The 17625-nt window shown below is 39.5% G+C and carries 16 protein-coding genes and 1 pseudogene; 5 read left to right on the top strand and 12 right to left on the bottom strand.

The genetic code is table 11. The annotated features are described in order from the left end of the window. Positions 1-47 precede the first annotated feature (47 nt). From QMA00_RS02310 to QMA00_RS02265, 10 genes are all read right to left on the bottom strand, one after another. Entirely contained in the window at positions 48-785 is a 738-nt protein-coding gene (locus QMA00_RS02310; RefSeq protein ID WP_058156007.1) for a DUF1365 domain-containing protein, read from the bottom strand. Continuing rightward, positions 778-2031 carry an FAD-dependent oxidoreductase gene (locus QMA00_RS02305; RefSeq protein WP_076921821.1) on the bottom strand — a complete coding sequence of 418 codons (1254 nt, stop codon included), beginning with the start codon at positions 2029-2031 and terminating at the stop codon, positions 778-780. The genes QMA00_RS02310 and QMA00_RS02305 overlap by 8 nt, the downstream gene beginning before the upstream one ends. Then, a complete protein-coding gene (locus QMA00_RS02300) occupies positions 2028-2738 on the bottom strand; it encodes an SDR family NAD(P)-dependent oxidoreductase (RefSeq protein ID WP_076921820.1) in 711 nt (236 codons plus the stop codon). The genes QMA00_RS02305 and QMA00_RS02300 overlap by 4 nt, the downstream gene beginning before the upstream one ends. Positions 2739-2740: 2 nt before the next feature. Continuing rightward, complete coding sequence (locus tag QMA00_RS02295) at positions 2741-3169, bottom strand: nuclear transport factor 2 family protein (protein ID WP_013463257.1); 429 nt, start codon at positions 3167-3169, stop codon at positions 2741-2743. Between the two features lies 1 nt (position 3170). After that, positions 3171-4565, bottom strand: a complete 1395-nt coding sequence (phrB, locus tag QMA00_RS02290; RefSeq protein WP_290155827.1) for a deoxyribodipyrimidine photo-lyase — start codon at positions 4563-4565, stop codon at positions 3171-3173. Then, entirely contained in the window at positions 4565-5518 is a 954-nt protein-coding gene (locus tag QMA00_RS02285; RefSeq protein ID WP_290155826.1) for a DUF523 and DUF1722 domain-containing protein, read from the bottom strand. Before QMA00_RS02285 ends, phrB begins: the two co-directional genes overlap by 1 nt. A gap of 8 nt (positions 5519-5526) precedes the next feature. Then, positions 5527-6201: a ChrR family anti-sigma-E factor gene (locus QMA00_RS02280; RefSeq protein ID WP_076921817.1), complete on the bottom strand. Its 675-nt coding sequence runs from the start codon at positions 6199-6201 to the stop codon at positions 5527-5529. Then, positions 6194-6817 carry a sigma-70 family RNA polymerase sigma factor gene (locus QMA00_RS02275; protein ID WP_076921816.1) on the bottom strand — a complete coding sequence of 208 codons (624 nt, stop codon included), beginning with the start codon at positions 6815-6817 and terminating at the stop codon, positions 6194-6196. The genes QMA00_RS02280 and QMA00_RS02275 overlap by 8 nt, the downstream gene beginning before the upstream one ends. Before the next feature lie 70 nt (positions 6818-6887). After that, entirely contained in the window at positions 6888-7484 is a 597-nt protein-coding gene (locus QMA00_RS02270) for an LON peptidase substrate-binding domain-containing protein (RefSeq protein ID WP_290155825.1), read from the bottom strand. Positions 7485-7694: 210 nt separating this feature from the next. Then, entirely contained in the window at positions 7695-7973 is a 279-nt protein-coding gene (locus QMA00_RS02265; protein ID WP_076921815.1) for a hypothetical protein, read from the bottom strand. Between the two features lie 281 nt (positions 7974-8254). On the opposite strand from QMA00_RS02265, the gene QMA00_RS02260 reads away from it, so the two are divergent. The 3 genes and pseudogenes from QMA00_RS02260 to QMA00_RS02250 all read left to right on the top strand — a co-directional run bounded on the left by QMA00_RS02260 (position 8255) and on the right by QMA00_RS02250 (position 12115). Next, positions 8255-8887, top strand: a complete 633-nt coding sequence (locus QMA00_RS02260) for a hemolysin III family protein (protein WP_290155822.1) — start codon at positions 8255-8257, stop codon at positions 8885-8887. A 199-nt stretch (positions 8888-9086) separates the two neighbouring features. Then, a complete protein-coding gene (locus tag QMA00_RS02255) occupies positions 9087-9536 on the top strand; it encodes a hypothetical protein (protein WP_290155820.1) in 450 nt (149 codons plus the stop codon). A gap of 35 nt (positions 9537-9571) precedes the next feature. Next, positions 9572-12115, top strand: a pseudogene (locus QMA00_RS02250) (EAL domain-containing protein). Position 12116: 1 nt separating this feature from the next. Here the strand turns inward: QMA00_RS02250 and QMA00_RS02245 are convergent. Then, positions 12117-12422 (bottom strand): MGMT family protein, encoded by a 306-nt coding sequence (locus QMA00_RS02245; protein ID WP_290155818.1) that lies wholly within the window; start codon positions 12420-12422, stop codon positions 12117-12119. Continuing rightward, positions 12412-13314, bottom strand: coding sequence for a LysR family transcriptional regulator (locus QMA00_RS02240; protein ID WP_290155816.1), 903 nt, complete (start codon positions 13312-13314; stop codon positions 12412-12414). The genes QMA00_RS02245 and QMA00_RS02240 overlap by 11 nt, the downstream gene beginning before the upstream one ends. 122 nt (positions 13315-13436) lie before the next feature. Here QMA00_RS02240 and QMA00_RS02235 point away from each other — a divergent pair, with 122 nt between their 5' ends. Beyond that, entirely contained in the window at positions 13437-14519 is a 1083-nt protein-coding gene (locus QMA00_RS02235; RefSeq protein WP_290155814.1) for an efflux RND transporter periplasmic adaptor subunit, read from the top strand. A 2-nt stretch (positions 14520-14521) separates the two neighbouring features. Beyond that, the gene (locus tag QMA00_RS02230; RefSeq protein ID WP_290155812.1) at positions 14522-17587 is read left to right on the top strand and encodes an efflux RND transporter permease subunit; all 3066 of its coding nucleotides are present in this window, start codon (positions 14522-14524) and stop codon (positions 17585-17587) included. The last annotated feature ends 38 nt before the right edge of the window (positions 17588-17625 follow it).

Raw genomic sequence — 17625 nt, 5'->3', positions numbered from 1 at the left:
CCTATATTATTGTTATTACTTGTTAAACAACATAAATTAATAAAAAATTATGATCTACCTGAATGACCTAAAAATGGGACTTTTTTAACAAATAGTTTAAATGCCTGATAGTAAATACCTTTGAAAATAGACCATGTCATTGCTGGAAAACGCTTAAGCAATTTACTCATTTGTTCACAGCTCAGTGTTTGACGCTGTAACCTTAGTGATGCGTCAAAAAGTAATTCGTCATCACGCTTATTTTCTATACGTATCAGTATATTGTCTTGCTTTTGTCGAACAGTCCAATGGTAGTTCATATCTAAGTTCATGAAAGGTGATACGGAAAAAACTTTCTTAAAGTTCACTTTTTTTTGTAGTGGAACCAAGTAGTAATGTCGTTCATTCCATGGGGTATTACTCACCTCAGCGACCATGTAGCTAAATTGATTATCGTCATGGCCAAAAAAATAAAAATTAACGGGGCTAAAGTAAATACCCAAGCAGCGTAACTGCCCTAACATATAAACATGACTGAACTTTTCTGTAACCCCTAGCGCAGCTAACTGAGCGTGAGCACGCTCTACAATGGGCTTATTGTCAGTGTTCGCCAATCCTTTCAAATAGTCAGACTGTTTAAATTTTAAAGCCTTAAATCCTGTGGTACCAAGTTGTTTATGTACCCCATTAAGTGCTTCGATGTTATTTAAGTCAACCCACATCATATAAAGCGGGTAATTAAACGCATGATGTTTAACAGCAAAACGGCGATGTTTAACATCGCCTAAATACACTGCATTAGTCAAACTCTACTCCAAGTTGCTTGGCCACATCAACGGCGCTGCGCACACCATCCTCATGAAAACCGTTGTACCAATACGCTCCGCAAAAGTACGTGTTATTTTGTCCATCAACGGTATGTTTTTGCTGTTGGGCGGCAATAGACTCTTGGTTAAATACAGGGTGGTGATAGGTAAATTCACGTAAAATTTTACTCTGATTAATACCTTCTAAGTGGTTCAAGGTAACGCAGAACTGTGTATCTGATTTGATCCCTTGCAGTATATTCATTTGATACGTAACCACCGCCGCTTTATCGGTATTATTATTGAGCAAATAATTCCAACTTGCCCATGCGGCTTTTCTATCCGGTAATAATGATTCATCAGTGTGAAGTACTACTGAATTTTCTGTGTACGGGATAGCACCCAAAACAGTGGTTTCTTGCTCACAAGGATCGCCAAGCAAAGCTAAAGCTTGATCAGAGTGACAGGCAAAAATGACTTTATCAAACTGTGCTTGCTGATCATCTGCAAAGGTAATTATTACGCCTTCTGCGTTTCTAGTGACAGACTTAATGTGACTGTTAAGTTTTATGTTGTCGGCAAAACCGGCAATTAAAGGCTTAATGTATTCTCGCGAGCCGCCGGGAATAACGTACCATTGAGGTCTATTGGTAATGTCTAGCAAACCATGGTTGAAGAAAAACTTTACAAAAAACTCAACCCCTACATTTTCCATTTCTTTAATGCTAGTAGACCAAATGGCAGCACCCATAGGTAAAATGTAGTGGTATTTAAAGAAGTCATTAAAACGATGTTGTTGTAATAATTGACCTAGTGATTGCTCTGTGTAGTGACCTTTTGCGTGCAAAGCCTTACATAACTTATTAAAACGCACGATGTCATACAATAAACGCCAAAATTTAGGTCTAACTATATTTCTGCGCTGAGCAAATAAACTACTAAATGTATGCCCATTGTATTCAAAGCCGGTTGCTTCGTTATGCACACTAAAACTCATTTGTGTCGGTTTACGTTTTACACCAATGCGTTCAAGCAACTTTTCAAAATAAGGGTACGTTCTATCATTAAATACAATAAACCCCGTATCTACCGCGTAATTAATACCGCTGTGCTCTACATCTACAGTTGCGGTGTGACCACCAATATAATCATTTTTTTCAAATAATGTGACATCGTAATGCTTGTGCAGTAAATGCCCGCAGGTTAAACCTGATACGCCAGTCCCAACTATTGCTATTTTTTTCAACGGGTTAATCCTTTTGCAATTTTAAGCCAAAGCGAAAGTGGCAATATTCGCAATGCTTTAAGTATAAGTGTAAAACGATAGGGGAAATGAACTTCTTTGCGGCGTTTAGCGACGCCTTTTATTATATAGTCAGCCGCTTTTTCGGCTGTAACAGCCATCGGCATAGGGAAATCATTTTTATCAGTTAAAGGGGTTTTTACAAAACCAGGATGTACTAATGTCACATCAACATCGGTTAAATCTATCGCTAGGCTCTTAGCTAAATAGCTAACGCCCGCCTTTGATGCGCCGTAGGCTTCTGAACGTGGTAATGGTAAATAAGTAACACTTGAACTAACCAATACTAATTGCCCGCCAGAAACTATTTTTGGCAAAAGCGCCTCTAAGCAGTAACCCATTGATAACAAATTAACGTTAATAACACGCTCAAATAAGGCGCTATCAAAATTACGTGCATCGTCAACATACTCGCAGTTGCCAGCATTGAGAATTACGCGGTCAAATTGAGTGTACCCTAACGTTGCCGCTTTTATATCTTGTAAATTAGTGGCGTCAAATTGGCTGGTTTCTATGTTGTTGTGTTTACCTAGTTCAGCAAGTTTTTGCGTATTACGCCCGCAGGCAATCACTGTATCACCCTGCTCGGCATACTTAATAGCAAGTTTCTCACCAATACCCGACGTTGCACCTGTAATAAGGGTAATCATAGTTAACCAGCCCTTTTATCAATAAAATTAATGATATTACCTAGTAATGGGATATGCTTGTATAACAGCTCACCAGCATTAAAGTAATCTCGATGTTTTACAATCTTGTCGCCTTCAAATACCAACTTGCTGTGCCCTTGCACTGTGATGGTTTTACCGGCATTCAGTTTTGGGTGAGAGTAATACATTGTCCAATACACAAATGCGTTATTATCGTTGGTAAATGAATCGGTTATGTCAAATCGACAATCCTTAACATTACTGTATAAACCACAAAAATAACGCCTTAAATCTTCTAGACCATTAATTTCGTGCAGCGGATCTATAAATTGTATATTTTTTGCATATATTTCGGTTAATAACTCAAGGTTATTTTTATCAAGCTTTTGATATATTTCTACAAATTTATCGACTGATAATTGGTTATCCATATCACACCTTAAATGCATCTAAAGCCCTAGCTCGTGCTGCTTTATGATCAACAATTGCCGGCCAGTAACAGTGTTCACTTTGCCCCGTTGCTGCTAAATAGGTATGAGGAAAATGAATGTGTTTATCTGGGATTTTTTCTAATTCAGGCAGATATTTACGAATAAATTGACCACTTGGATCAAAGCGTTCACTTTGAGTAATAGGATTAAACACTCTAAAATAAGGCTGTGCATCACAGCCTGTACTTGCCGCCCATTGCCAGCCGCCATTATTCGAGGCTAAATCACCATCAATAAGGTGCTGCATAAAAAACTGCTCGCCTTTGCGCCAATCAATCAGTAGGTGCTTAGTTAAAAAACTCGCAACCACCATTCTTAAACGATTATGCATCCAGCCTGTTTGCAATAGCTGTTGCATGGCGGCATCAACAAGTGGATAGCCTGTACGGCCTTCGCACCATTGCTTAAACTCAGCGTCACTGTCACGCCAACTCACACTATCGTACTTTTCGTTAAAATTGGCGCCGCGTGAAAGTTTTGAAAATTCAGCAATGAGGTGTTTGTAAAATTCACGCCAGATCAGTTCGTTAACCCAGGTAAAGGTTTTACTTTTTGAGGTAGTCAAAATATCTGGATACTGCTGTTGTATGTTGACCATTAACTGCTTACTGCTAACAACCCCTAATGCTAAATATGGGCTTAAACCCGATGTTCCTTTGACACTAGGTATATCGCGTACATCATCATAACTTGCTAATTTATCAAGGATAAAATTATCGACCACATTCGCTAAGGTGTCGTCATCAACCGGCCATTTTTTTGAACTGTCATCACTGCTGAGTAATTCACACGATTCAATGTCAATAGGGTTTGAAGATAATGGCCACGGCACCAAGCTAAAGTGAGTATCTTGATACTGTTTTAGCCACGCCCGCTTAAAGGGCGTAAACACTTTATACATTTCATTGTTTTGTGTGCGTACACTGCCAACAGGTGCAATGATGTCACCTTCGTATAAAGTAAATGTTATTTGCTGTTGATCGCATTGCGCTTGAATCGCTTTATCTCTATTAAACTCATTAAGCTCATATTCTTTATTGGCTATTATGTGTTTAATCTCATACTGCTGACAAAAATCGAGAAGCTTAGTTTGGCAGTCTGTGAAATAAGGAGCCTCTATCACGTGTAAATTAATGCCATACTCAGCTAATTTTTCACGTATGTAACTGACTCTGCGTTTTAGTAAGTCAATTTGAATTGGGGCAGTGTTATGCTGTGCCCATTGTTTTTCGCACACAAAAAAAATGGTGTGTTTAGCACCATTATTTAACGCTTCAATAAGCGCTTCGTTTGAAAAAAGGCGCAAATCGCGCCTAAACCAAAATAGTGTATTCATTACAAACCGTAACGTAACTTTAATTCATTAGGATAAGGGTTAAAGTATATTTGCTTGCTTAAATATTCATTAGGATGAACCTTTAAATGATGCTTAAGCAAGGTTAGTGGTACATAAAGCGGTACCAACCCTTGGCGATATTCATCTATTGCATCTCGCATTTCTTCTTTTTCGATTTTCGATAAATCTCTTTTGAAGTAACCTTGCAAGTGCATTAAAGTATTTGAATTGTTTTTTCTTGACGCAGGACGTCTAAGCGCATTCATTAAACCTAATATGTACTCGTCGGCCAAAGCATTAACATCGTCAACAACAAACGTTCCGAGTAGATTGCCTAAATCACGATACGCTTGATAATTATGAGCCATTAACAAATATTTGTATTGAGCATGGAACTGGGTCAAACGATGCACAGTAACGGGCTCTTTCACTAACTGTTGCCAGTTATGTAATGTATAAACACGCATAACAAAATTTTCGCGTAAATGAACGTCGTTCAAGCGACCGTTTTCTTCACAGGGCAGTAATGGATTGTGTTTCATGATTTGTTCTGCAAAAAAACCAATCCCTTCAGAGGTGTTACCGGTTCCTGCTTCATTGTAAATTTTAACGCGCTCCATGCCGCAACTCGGGCTTTTAGCACAAAAAACAAAACCACTTAAATGACCAGCTTGCTCTGTGGCTATTTTTTTACCGTATTCTGTGAGCTGTGGGCCAACATCTCCCGTGCCATCCGGACGACACACTTTAATAGTATCAGCAGTTCTTACTTGACGAATGGTTGGACGAGGTATTGGTAATCCTACCGCAACCTCTGGGCAATACATTTTATATTCAACATGTTTTGCCAGCTCTTCCATACAAAAATTTGATTTTTTATGGCCACTGTCAAATCTCACCTTTTCGCCTGCCAAGCAGGCGCTAATACCTATTTTTATTGTATCTGTTTGCATAGATTCTCTTAATAAATCAAGCCACCAATTGGGTTAAGTAACTTGCTGAGTCCTTTATTGAAATGTAGCGCACTACTAACAACAGTAAAGCACAAACATCCCTCTTTTGTTAAAGGAGTATGTTGATGACGGCCATCTTGCCAAATAAAGTCACCTGGTACATAACTGCCTTCTTCATCTGTAAATTCGCCATCAAGCAGTAGCGTAACTTCAAAACCTGTATGTGTATGCTCAGGAATTTCTCCACCAGCATCTATATGTAACAAGCTTGAACGTAAATGGCCATCATCAAGGGCAATTCGAGAACGCGCAAGCTTACCTACTTGGGTAAATTTACCATGCGAGATCCTTGTTAAAGCTCTCGGCAAGCTGTAATTATGATCATTAACATTAATACTAACTGGTTCAACAGAATATACTTCATCAATCGAGTCATCGGACGTGATCATATCAAGTAAACTTGATTCAATTACATCATCGGCTTGATCGGCTTGCTCATCAGTTGCAACATCCATGTTGTCACTAAAAACTGCTCGCGCATTAGCCGCTTCAAGTTTTTCAACTTTAGCTTGGCACACTGGGCACATATCAACATGTATTGATACGGCAAGGCTAAGCGATGCTGGAAGTGTTGCTGCACAGTATTGTGTCAGTAGTGTTTCACTCGGGTGATGTTTAATCATGCTGATCTCCCATTTCATTACGTAATTTCTGCAAGGCTAAACGTAATCGTGATTTTACCGTGCCTACTGGAATGTTTAATTGTTGAGCAAGCTGCTCTTGCGACATATCTTGAAAATAAACGCCGCGCACCACTTCTCTTTGCGCTTGAGGCAATTTATCCAAATAACGTTTAATTTGTTGGTCTTCAAGGTGGTCGCTGTATTCGTGATGTGTACCTTCAGATTCGTTCAATAACGGCCAGATGTCTTCACTGATATTTTCTTCTTTGTTGCTTTTCATTTTTCGAAGCATATCAAAGGACGCATTACGCATTACCGTATAAACCCACGTAGTGGCTGCGCCTTTGTCGCTGTTGTACAAATGCGCTTTTCGCCACACTGAAGTGAGCGTTTCTTGCACCAACTCCATTGCTTGGGCTTCTACACCAAACTGCTTAATGCCAAAGCGTTTGATCTTTGGTGCAAAATATTCAAACAAGTACGCGAAAGATTTTTTATCGCGAGATTGAGCTACATTAACTAATGCTTCCCTGAGTTCCGTACTTGGCGTTTCTGGCATGGCAGTGTACTTACCTGTGTTAGGTTCACAACTTAGTGATTGTTGTTGACTTACCATAGTAAAATGTCCCGTTATTGCTTTAGCGAATACCATTACGAGCTAAGAATATAAGCGGATCAAAATTATTTTAGGCAAATTCGTTATTAATCACAGTATGGAGGAAATTCAGCAAGTTATCAAAATTAGTTTCAAATGCAAGTTGTTGTTTTTTCTCAATAGAAATAGGGAGAAGCTCAAGCCATCTGGCAACAACCCAAGTAAGTTGATTAAACTGGGTATGTTTATAAAGAGACTGTAGCTGTGGGATATTAGAGAATACTTCTTCTAGTGCCACTTGAAGTAGTTGATGTTCACCAATGTCATGGTTACTGCTGTTGTACCAATAAGGTGTATTGCACGCAGAGACCTCGCCATGGCGTAACTCCTGTTCGTCTTGGTACACGTTATCTAGTTGCACAGTTTTTGATGCAAAAACATCAATCAACAGCATACCGCTTTCGTCTTGATCAAAATCAATAATATCCATTAAACACCCTTGGGCGCTTATATTAAATGGTGTGTCGTGTTCGAAGGTGCAAAGTACAAAACCGCTGTTTGTTTTTAATGCGTTTTTAACCATCGTCAAATAACGAGGCTCAAATATACGTAATCGCGTATAGCCTTCAGGTAATATAAAAATCGGTAATGGGAAAATCGCACGTTTCATAAAGTCTACTTCTTTCAAACACTCTGCCTTTATTTACGTGCGCTCTATTGAAGTCGATCAGCTTTAGTTACATCGATTGTTTTACCGTGTAAGTGCATTCGCTAATTAAACCTCGTTCCCACATTTTTTATCATGTAAGCGATGTAATATACACTCAGTACACTTGCCACTGGCGCCAACATCAGGGCTAACAATTCGAACTCGCTGTTCATCACTTATTCCCTATTTTTATTGCTTTTGTTGTGTTTTTACTACAAGTTGCTTTTCATCAATGCCACTATTATCAACAACTGGGTTGGTTTGTAGTAAACCATCTAAAATAGCTTGGACATCAAAAGAAACGGCTTTTTTTACTGACTGTTCAAGTTCATGGGTTGCTTGTGATACATAAGTCGTCACCGTTTTAGTCAACATATCTGTAATATCTAAATCGACCTCTGTAGCGTTAACGTTAGTTGAACCTAATACAAGTAAGCTTGCGATTGTGATGTTGATTGAAGTATTCATAATAGTATTCCTTGTTTGTTTATTGGTTAGTACGCTTAGTTACTATCAAGGGCTATGCCACAATAGAAAAACTTTATAAACCATTGTTTTAAAATGAAATAAATAAATTCAAAAGAAATCCACAAAATCTAGATTAGTAATTTTGACCAATGAATTTAAAAATAAAACCAAATAATAGTGTGTTTGTTAATGTTCAGTAAATTAATGACTTTATTTCGTATTTGAAAATTTCAGCGTACACATGTACACTAAAATTTATTCGCAAAGTGGTAAGATCTGTTATGTCTTTTGAAGCGCCCTATTCTAAAAAAGAAGAGCTATTAAATGTTGTTAGTCATGCTTTAGGTATTTTATTTGCTGCATTTGTAATTTGGGATTTATTTAAACAAGCTAACTCTGTAAAAGGTTACGCCAGCACAGTCGTTTATGGCTGCAGCTTATTTATTTTATTTTTGTCCTCTACACTTTATCACGCCAGTGTTCGTCCTAAATTAAGAGCGTTTTATAAAACATGTGACCACTGTGCTATTTACATGCTTATTGCTGGCACATATACCCCTTTTTTATTACTCTCTTTATCTGGGGTTTGGTCTTGGGCCACCTTGGTATTTATTTGGACAGTAGCTTTAGCTGGCGTTGCTTATAAACTGCTTGTTAAAAATGGTAATAAAAAAGTATCACTCGCTACCTATTTATTGATGGGCTGGTTTGCACTGGCAATTATATACCCACTTTACTCAAACTTACCTATCAACGCACTTTACTGGCTGCTTACTGGTGGTTTGTTTTATAGCGTGGGTACATTGTTTTACAGCGCTAAAAGCACTCAGTATAGCCACGCTATTTGGCATCTTTTTGTCATCGGTGGCTGTGTAAGTCATTACATTGCCATTACCCACTATGTGTATTACTAAATACACATAGTGCCTTCCTAGCTAATCTCACAATGTAGCCTATTATTTTACTCAAGCTTTAGTAAATCACTGTGGTTATTTCAAAGTATAATTAAATCTACCTAATGCTTTAGATGACTGTTTGCTATAATGTTTCTGGAACTTAAAACGCCATTGTTCTAAATGGACGCGGCTTAAACAACGCTAGGTGTTATTTACATTGTCACCATCTAATACTCGACCACAGATACTGAGCTTGTTTATAAAAGCAAGACTGGTGTTGATCACATTGTTAATCTCAACGCTTGCATCTGTGTATTCAATCTCCTTACTTGATCAATACATTTATCAGCAAAAGCAAAACTCTATTAGAAAGGTGGCGGGTAGCTACGTTAACCATATTAGAAATAACCTTAACCAAGCACTTTCTGCAGCCTACCCAATTGCGGCATTAATTCGTACTCAAAATGGCGAGACTAAAGGCTTTGAAGAACTCGCTTCTGAAATGTTAAGTCTTTATCCTGGTCTTGATGCCTTACAACTTCATAAAAACGGTATTCTTACACACGTTGTTCCACTTAAGGGCAATGAAAGTGCTATCGGTAATAATGTTTTAGAGAACCCACTGCGAACGCAAGAGGCATTTTTAGCAAAAAAACAGGTAAATTAACTCTTGCAGGCCCTTTCGAGTTATTTCAAGGTGGTATGGGTGCAGCGGCTAGGTTGCCTGTGTATCTAGATACCTCACAGGGAAAAGAATTTTGGGGATTTGCCACTGCGCTTATTCGTTTTCCGGATATTATTCAAAGCTTTAATTTAGCCCAACTGCCACAGGCAGGCATTGGTTATGAGCTTTCAAAAGTCATGCCCAATACAAATAATGTGCAAATCATTGTTACCTCACACAACCAAAAAACAAAAAATACGGTCGACTTTAACATACAAGTACCAAACGGCGTTTGGGTATTTAAAGCCTACCCTATCAGGGGCTGGCAAGACAGTAGTATGCTGCTATTAGGTATTGCTATTTCTATACTGTTTATCTTTTTAACTACGCTTTCATCTTATCTGATAACCCGATTAAGAGCGAGCCAGCTAAAATTAGAAAAAAAAGTTGAGCAACGTACTCATGCATTACAAAATAATATTAAAGCACTAACTGATACCGAAAGGCGACTTCTTTTAAGCCAAAAAGTGGGGGGAATTGCGACTTGGGAATGGGACATAAAAACCAATATAATCCGCTTTTCTGAACATGGTATTAGATTAATTACCGGCAATGTTAAACAATTAGAAATGACTAAAAATGAATACCTAGCCAGTATTCACCCAGATGATCGTGCCAATATAGTAAGCGATATAAATCAATGTATTGACGCTGCGAAAGAATATAATGTTGATCACCGTATTATTACTAAACGGGGTAACGTTCGTTGGTTTAATACTAAAGGGACTCTTGTTAGAGACAACTCTGGTAGCGCAATTACCATGCTGGGTGTCTCGGTTGATATTACTGAACGTAAATTAATTGAAGAAAAACTGCATTTATCCTCTCGGGTTTTTAGAGACACCCACGAAGGGATAATTATTACAAATGCGGATAAAGTTATTGTTGATGTTAATCCTGCCTTTTGTCATATAACCGGTTATAGCCACGATGAAGTTATAGGTCGCAATCCATCATTTTTAAATTCGGGCAAACAAACGGAGTCATTTTATAAAAACATATGGAAACAGCTCAGCTTATATGGTCATTGGCAAGGTGAAGTGTGGAACTGCAAAAAAGACGGTGAACTGTATGCTGAACTACTCAATATTTCAGTTTTAAAAGACGACAACAACGTTACTTTTTACTTAGGCATATTTACCGATATCACCCAAGCTAAACGCCAACAAGAGCAACTTAGCCGTATTGCACATTATGATTTATTAACTAACTTGCCAAACCGCGTATTGCTTGCCGATAGGCTCAGCCAAACCATGTTGCAATGTCGTCGCCATAACAATTCTCTGGCGGTGGTGTTTCTTGACCTAGATGGATTTAAGCAGGTTAATGATTCTCATGGCCACGATATTGGCGATAAGTTATTAATTGCACTTTCAATCCGTTTAAAAGATGCACTTCGTGAAGGTGATAGCTTGGCCCGTATTGGTGGCGATGAATTCGTTGCTGTATTAACTAATTTAGGGTCAGTTGCCGATTGTGTGCCCGTACTTGAGAGGCTTCTGGCCGCAGCAGCAAAACCTGTCACTGTTAACGATATTGTTTTGAATGTCTCTGCCAGTATTGGCGTAACAATATACCCAGAAGATAATTTAGATGCTGAACAACTGATGCGCCATGCCGATCAAGCCATGTATATTGCCAAACAAATGGGCAAAAATCGTTATCATTTATTTGATACGAGTCAAGGAGATACAGTTAAATTACAGCAAACCGGTATTTCACTTATCCGTGAAGCCTTAGCTAATGATTGGTTTGTACTTTATTATCAACCAAAAGTAGATATGCGAACGGGCAGTATGATTGGCGTTGAGGCATTAATACGCTTGCAACACCCAGAGCGCGGTCTGCTTAGCCCTATTGAATTTTTACCGGTAATTTAAAACAACGCGCTAATGATAGACGTTGGCGAATGGGTTATTAACGCTGCATTATCTCAAATTAACCAATGGCAAATTTTAACACCTAGTTTAAACATAAAAGTGAGCGTTAATGTTGCCGCAGTTCAATTACAGCAGCCTGAATTTACAGCGCGGCTAACTGAATTACTATTGGCTCATCCACAGGTCGATGCTAGAAACCTAGAGCTAGAAGTACTTGAAACCAGTGCACTTAAAGATGTGGCCCACGTATCTAAGACCATGCAAGATTGTAAAGCTTTGGGCGTTGAGTTTTCACTAGATGACTTTGGTACGGGTTACTCCTCACTAACATACTTAAGGCGTTTACCTGCAAGCTTAATAAAAATAGATCAAAGCTTTGTTAGAGATATGCTTGAAGACTCGAACGATTTAGCAATTGTAAAAGGCGTTATTGCACTAGCTAATTCGTTTAAACGAAGCGTTATAGCTGAAGGCGTAGAAACCCCTGAGCATGCAGCAACACTAATGCTACTTGGCTGTTATCTAGCACAAGGCTATGGTATTGCTAAGCCAATGAAAGCCGAAGATATTCCTATTTGGCTAGACGAATGGACCGCAGATGAAATTTGGGCTTTAACTGACTTACATAAAATGGATAATTAGTTTATTGCCAGCGGTGTTTTGCCATATTAATTCGTTGATTGTTAAAAGTAACACCCTCAGAAAGTAGCTTTTCTCGTTGTGTTTGATACTGCGCACTGCCCTGTGCAAACGCTATTTTACCTTGGCTGTTAACCACTCTATGCCACGGGATCGCCGAATCTTTAGGCATCTCTTTTAATAATCGGCCAACTAGCCTTGCATTATTAGGATACCCTGCAAGCGCCGCTACTTGGCCATAACTGGCAACACACCCTGAGGGTATACTCGCAATAATAGTATAAATAACCGTTTCTTTATTAACGTCCATTATTATTTAAGTACTCCTGACTGAGTAATTCAAATTGCTGCCAAATTTTACGGGCAACAGGACCATGGAGCATAGCATGTTGACGAAAAGCACGAATTTGCGCGCTAAACTGATGCTCTCTGTCTGTTACTATTATTTGCTGTAATGAGCCCGCGGCAATTTCTTTTTTACAGTGGCCTAAGCTCATCATTGCCCATCCTGCACCTGACAATAAAAACGACTTTAGGGTAGATATGTCATCTATTTTCATCACCGCAGCCCCTTTAGAATAAGACAGCCTGTCGCTGTCTATGCTCAAGCCACTTTCAAACATCGCTAAACACGGGTAAAGCTGTAACTCATCGTAGGTAAGCTGCTTAGGTAAAATCCCTTTTGCGCCAACAATACCTATATCGAGCTTGCCTATCGGTAAGCTTTCTAAATCGCCGGTGGCATGAAATAAATCAAACCATGGGCCAATCCCAAGCTCGGCTTGGCCGGTATTCACTTGCTCTAAAGATACAAACCGTTTACCACTGGTTAAACGAAATTCTGTACTAGAAAAATGCTTAAAAGTATTACTTATGATCTCGTTATAACTTTGCATATGACAAATTTGCTCATAGCAAACTCTATATTGCGCTTCATTCCCCAGCGCCAGCTCGGTTGCAAGCTGTGTAAGCTGCTCATTCGCGTTTAAAAGCTGTTTAGCTTCACGATGAAAAATACGTCCTTTTTCGGTAAGTTGTAATCGGTATTTAGAACGGTCGAGTAGATCAAAACCTAATTTCGCCTCTAAGTTTTTAATCGCCAGTGTCAATGCAGGCTGAGTTTTATGTAGCTTTAATGCAGCGCCACTTAAGCTCGCACTTTGCACAATAGCATCTAAAATTTGTAATTGGTTAAGTTTCATAGCCAGCCCAGCACATTATAAGTAAAACTTATTGAGTTTCTAAAATTTAATGAATTTTATTTTATATGTTTGCAGCGTATGCTGCACTGACTTATTTAGCCTTTTTTTATCATGGAGATATAATGCCACTGTTTCGCTTATGTTTACTATCTGCGACATTACTAAGTTTAATAGGCTGCTCGGAGCCCGAGAAAATAGTTAAAGAAGAGCCGATTCGCCCTGTTAAATTATTTAGTATTGGCCATGATTCGCAAACAAACATACGCAGTTTTCCTGCGGAAGTCGTTGCAAACCAGGGCTCGTACCTGGCTTTTAGGGTCAATGGTGAGTTGGTTGAATTTCCTGTATTAGCCGGTGAGCAGGTAAAAAAAGGGCAACTATTGGCGAAATTAGACCCTGAAGATTTTCAATTACAATATAATGAGCGTAAAGCGCGCTATGAACTGGCTAAGTCGCAGCTAAAACGTATTAAACAACTATTTGATAAAAATATCACCAGTCAATCCGAGCTTGATCAAGCGGTTGCCAATGAACAAGTCGCTGAGTCAGCGTTTAAAATTGCAGAAACAAATTTAGAGTACAGTGAACTTCGTGCTCCTTTTGCTGGCATAGTAGCCAAAGTGTTTGTAAAAAACTTTGAAAGTATTCAAGCAAAACAAAATGTTTTGCGCTTAGAAACCCGCGATTTTATGGATGTAGCAATACAGGTTCCTGAAAAAATCGTGGCACGTATTCAAAAAGATACCCAATATCAACCTATGGTTGAATTTGATGGCTATCACGACAAGCAATACAAACTCACGTTTAAAGAATGGGATACCCAAGCCGATCCTGCAACACTCACCTATAAAGTGGTGTTTTCATTACCGGTGCCAGAAGATTTTAACTTACTTGCGGGTATGTCGGGACAAGTGATGATAGATTTGAGCAAAGTTACACGCTCACAAACCCCCTACACTATTTTACCTATTGAGTCGGTATTTTCAGATCCTAATAAAAGCCTAAGCGATAATGCCTATGTGTGGGTTTTTAATCAGCAAACTGGCACTGTGCATAAACAAGCAGTACAAGTGGGCCAATTGCATCACGACACTATTGAAGTACTTAGCGGCGTAAAAGAAGGCCAACAAATTGTCTCTGCTGGTGTTCACTCTTTACAAGAGGGCATGTCTGTTCGTCCTTGGAATAAAGAGCGAGGCTTATAATTATGGGCTTTGCGCAACTATCTATTGAGAAAAAAGTCATTAGCTGGATGTTTACGCTGTTGCTGTTAATTGGCGGCAGTGTATCTTATTTTGATTTAGGCCAGCTGGAAGACCCTGAATTCACTTTAAAAAAAGCCATGGTGATCACTTTGTACCCAGGCGCCTCTCCACAGCAAGTCGAAGAAGAAGTCACATTTCCGATTGAAAATGCCATTCAACAGCTCCCCTATGTTGATTATGTCACCTCTATTTCATCCAATGGTAAATCACAAATTGCCGTAGAAATAAAAAGGACCTATCGTAAACAAGAGCTTAGACAAATATGGGATGAAATGCGTCGTAAAATAAACGACCTTAGCCCGTCGCTGCCAAGTGGTGTTTACCCTAGTAGTGTGATTGATGATTTTGCCGATGTTTACGGCGTTATGTTTGCCGTCACGGGCGATGGCTACTCGTATGATGAATTAAAAGACTATGTTGATTATTTAAAACGTGAACTTGTTTTAGTCAAAGGAGTGAGCAAAGTTACAATTGCTGGCCAACAGCAGCCACAAGTAATGGTTGAGGTGTCGACGCAAAAGCTTGCCCAACTTGGTATTGCGCCTAGTCATATTTATGATTTACTGCAATCACAAAACACCGTATCTAACGCTGGACGTATTCGCGTGGGTGATGAGTCTATTCGCTTGCACCCTACTGGTGAATTTAAAGATGTAAAAGAACTTGAAACCTTATTAATTTCAAAATCAGGTGCCAGCGAACTCATTTATCTAGGCGATGTTGCAAAGGTTTACCGTGAATATGCTGAAGTACCGACCAATGTGATTCATTACAATCAACAACAGGCTCTGCTTATTGGTGTGTCGTTTATGTCTGGGGTTAATGTTGTTGATGTGGGTAAACACATAGATGAGCACTTAGCATCTCTTGAGTATCAACGCCCGCATGGTATTGATATTAGCTCAGTGTATAACCAACCTAAAGAAGTAGAGCAGTCGGTAGATGGCTTTATTGTTAGTTTAATAGAAGCCATTGCAATAGTTATTGTAGTACTACTTATTTTTATGGGCTTTAAAAGTGGGGTTTTAATCGGCGGTATATTATTACTGACCGTATTAGGCACCTTTATATTTATGAAGCTGTTTGCGATTGACTTACAACGTATATCATTAGGTGCGCTAATTATTGCCCTAGGTATGCTGGTTGATAATGCCATTGTTGTGACCGAAGGTATTCTCATCAACCTCAAGCGCGGACAAACAAAGCTTAAAGCGGCAGTTAATATTGTCGATCAAACTAAGTGGCCACTACTTGGCGCAACAGTTATTGCCATAACCGCTTTCGCACCGATTGGTTTAAGCTCAGATGCCAGTGGTGAATTTGCTGGTAGCTTATTTTGGGTGCTGTTTATTTCTTTGCTCTTGAGCTGGATCACCGCAATTACGCTCACGCCGTTTTTTGCCCACTTAATGTTTAAAGAAACCGAATTTAAACACGAACATAATCAAGACCATGAAGACCCTTACCAAGGCATCATATTCAATGGTTATAAAGCGATATTAAATTTAGCTATGCGCTTTAGAAAAACAACCTTAGTCCTTATGGTTGCTCTTTTATGCAGCGCTGTAGTGGGGTTTGGTGCTGTGAAGCAATCATTTTTTCCAGCCTCGAATACCCCGATGTTTTATGTCGATTACTGGCAAGATCAAGGTGCTGATATTCGTGCCACCCTTGAGGGCATAAAACAGCTCGAAGCTTATTTGCAAAAGGATGAACTGGTCACAGAAATAACCAGTACGGTGGGCCAAGGTGCGCCGCGCTTTATGCTAACTTACGCGCCAGAAAAGTCTTATCCTGCTTATGGGCAGTTAATTATTCGTGTCACCAATCGTGAAGCCGTCGCAAAAGTCATGCAAAAAGTGCGCGATTACGCAAAGCAACATCCACTGTCAGCAAAGTTAAAAGTAAAACCAATGGAGATTGGTCCCTCAACTGATGCCAAAATAGAAGCGCGGTTCTCAGGCCCCGATCCGGTTGTTTTAAGACAGCTTTCATCACAGGCTAAAGAGATTATCGCCAAAGACGACGGTGCCTTTAACATTCGAGATGATTGGCGTGCACGCACTAAAATGATTCGTCCGCAATTTAATGAACAAAAAGCACGCCGCTTGGGGATCACCAAGTTTGACCTTGACCAAGTTCTGTTAACGAGCCTGTCGGGTAAGCAAGTGGGTGTTTATCGTGATGGTACGCAATTGTTGCCTATTATTGCCCGCTCACCAGCTAGCGAGCGCTTAAATGTAGACAGTGTTCACGATTTACAAATTTACAGCCCGGTATTACGCGTGTTTGTGCCGGTAACTCAAGTAGTTGATGAATTTATTGTTGAGTGGGAAGACAGCTTAATTATGCGTCGTGATCGTAAACGTACCATAACGGTAATGGCAGATCATGATGTATTGGGTGATGAAACCCCTGCAAAATTATTTGCTCGGGTTCGCGCTGAGGTTGAAGCAATTGATTTACCTCGTGGCTATGAAATGCAATGGGGCGGCGAGTTTGAATCATCAAGCAAAGCGAAAAAGGCTATTTTTGGCTCGTTACCACTGGGCTATTTAGCAATGTTTGCAGTAACAGTATTACTGTTTAACTCAGTGAAAAAACCTTTGGTTATTTGGGCAACTGTACCGCTGGCTATTATTGGTGTTAGTGCAGGCTTATTAGTGATGAATGCACCGTTTAGCTTTATGGCGCTACTAGGATTATTAAGCTTAAGCGGCATGCTAATTAAAAACGGCATTGTACTGGTTGATCAAATAAACTTAGAACTGAGTGAAGGTAAATCGCCATATCAAGCAGTGTTTGACTCAGGCGTAAGCCGTGTACGCCCTGTAGCCATGGCCGCTATCACGACAATACTTGGCATGATCCCATTACTATTCGATGTATTTTTTCAGTCGATGGCGGTCACCATTATGTTTGGCTTAGGGTTTGCGACCATACTGACGCTAATTGTAGTACCGGTTTTATACACTGTGGTATTTAGGATTGATTACCCCAAACAGTAGGCTAACAAAAACGCAGCTAAGGCTGCGTTTTATTTGCT

Origin of the sequence: Pseudoalteromonas sp. APC 3694 (genome assembly GCF_030407565.1) — a bacterium.
Lineage (GTDB): Bacteria > Pseudomonadota > Gammaproteobacteria > Enterobacterales > Alteromonadaceae > Pseudoalteromonas > Pseudoalteromonas tetraodonis.
The sequence above is the reverse complement of the archived record's forward strand: the minus strand, read 5'-3'. Positions and strand labels throughout refer to the sequence as shown.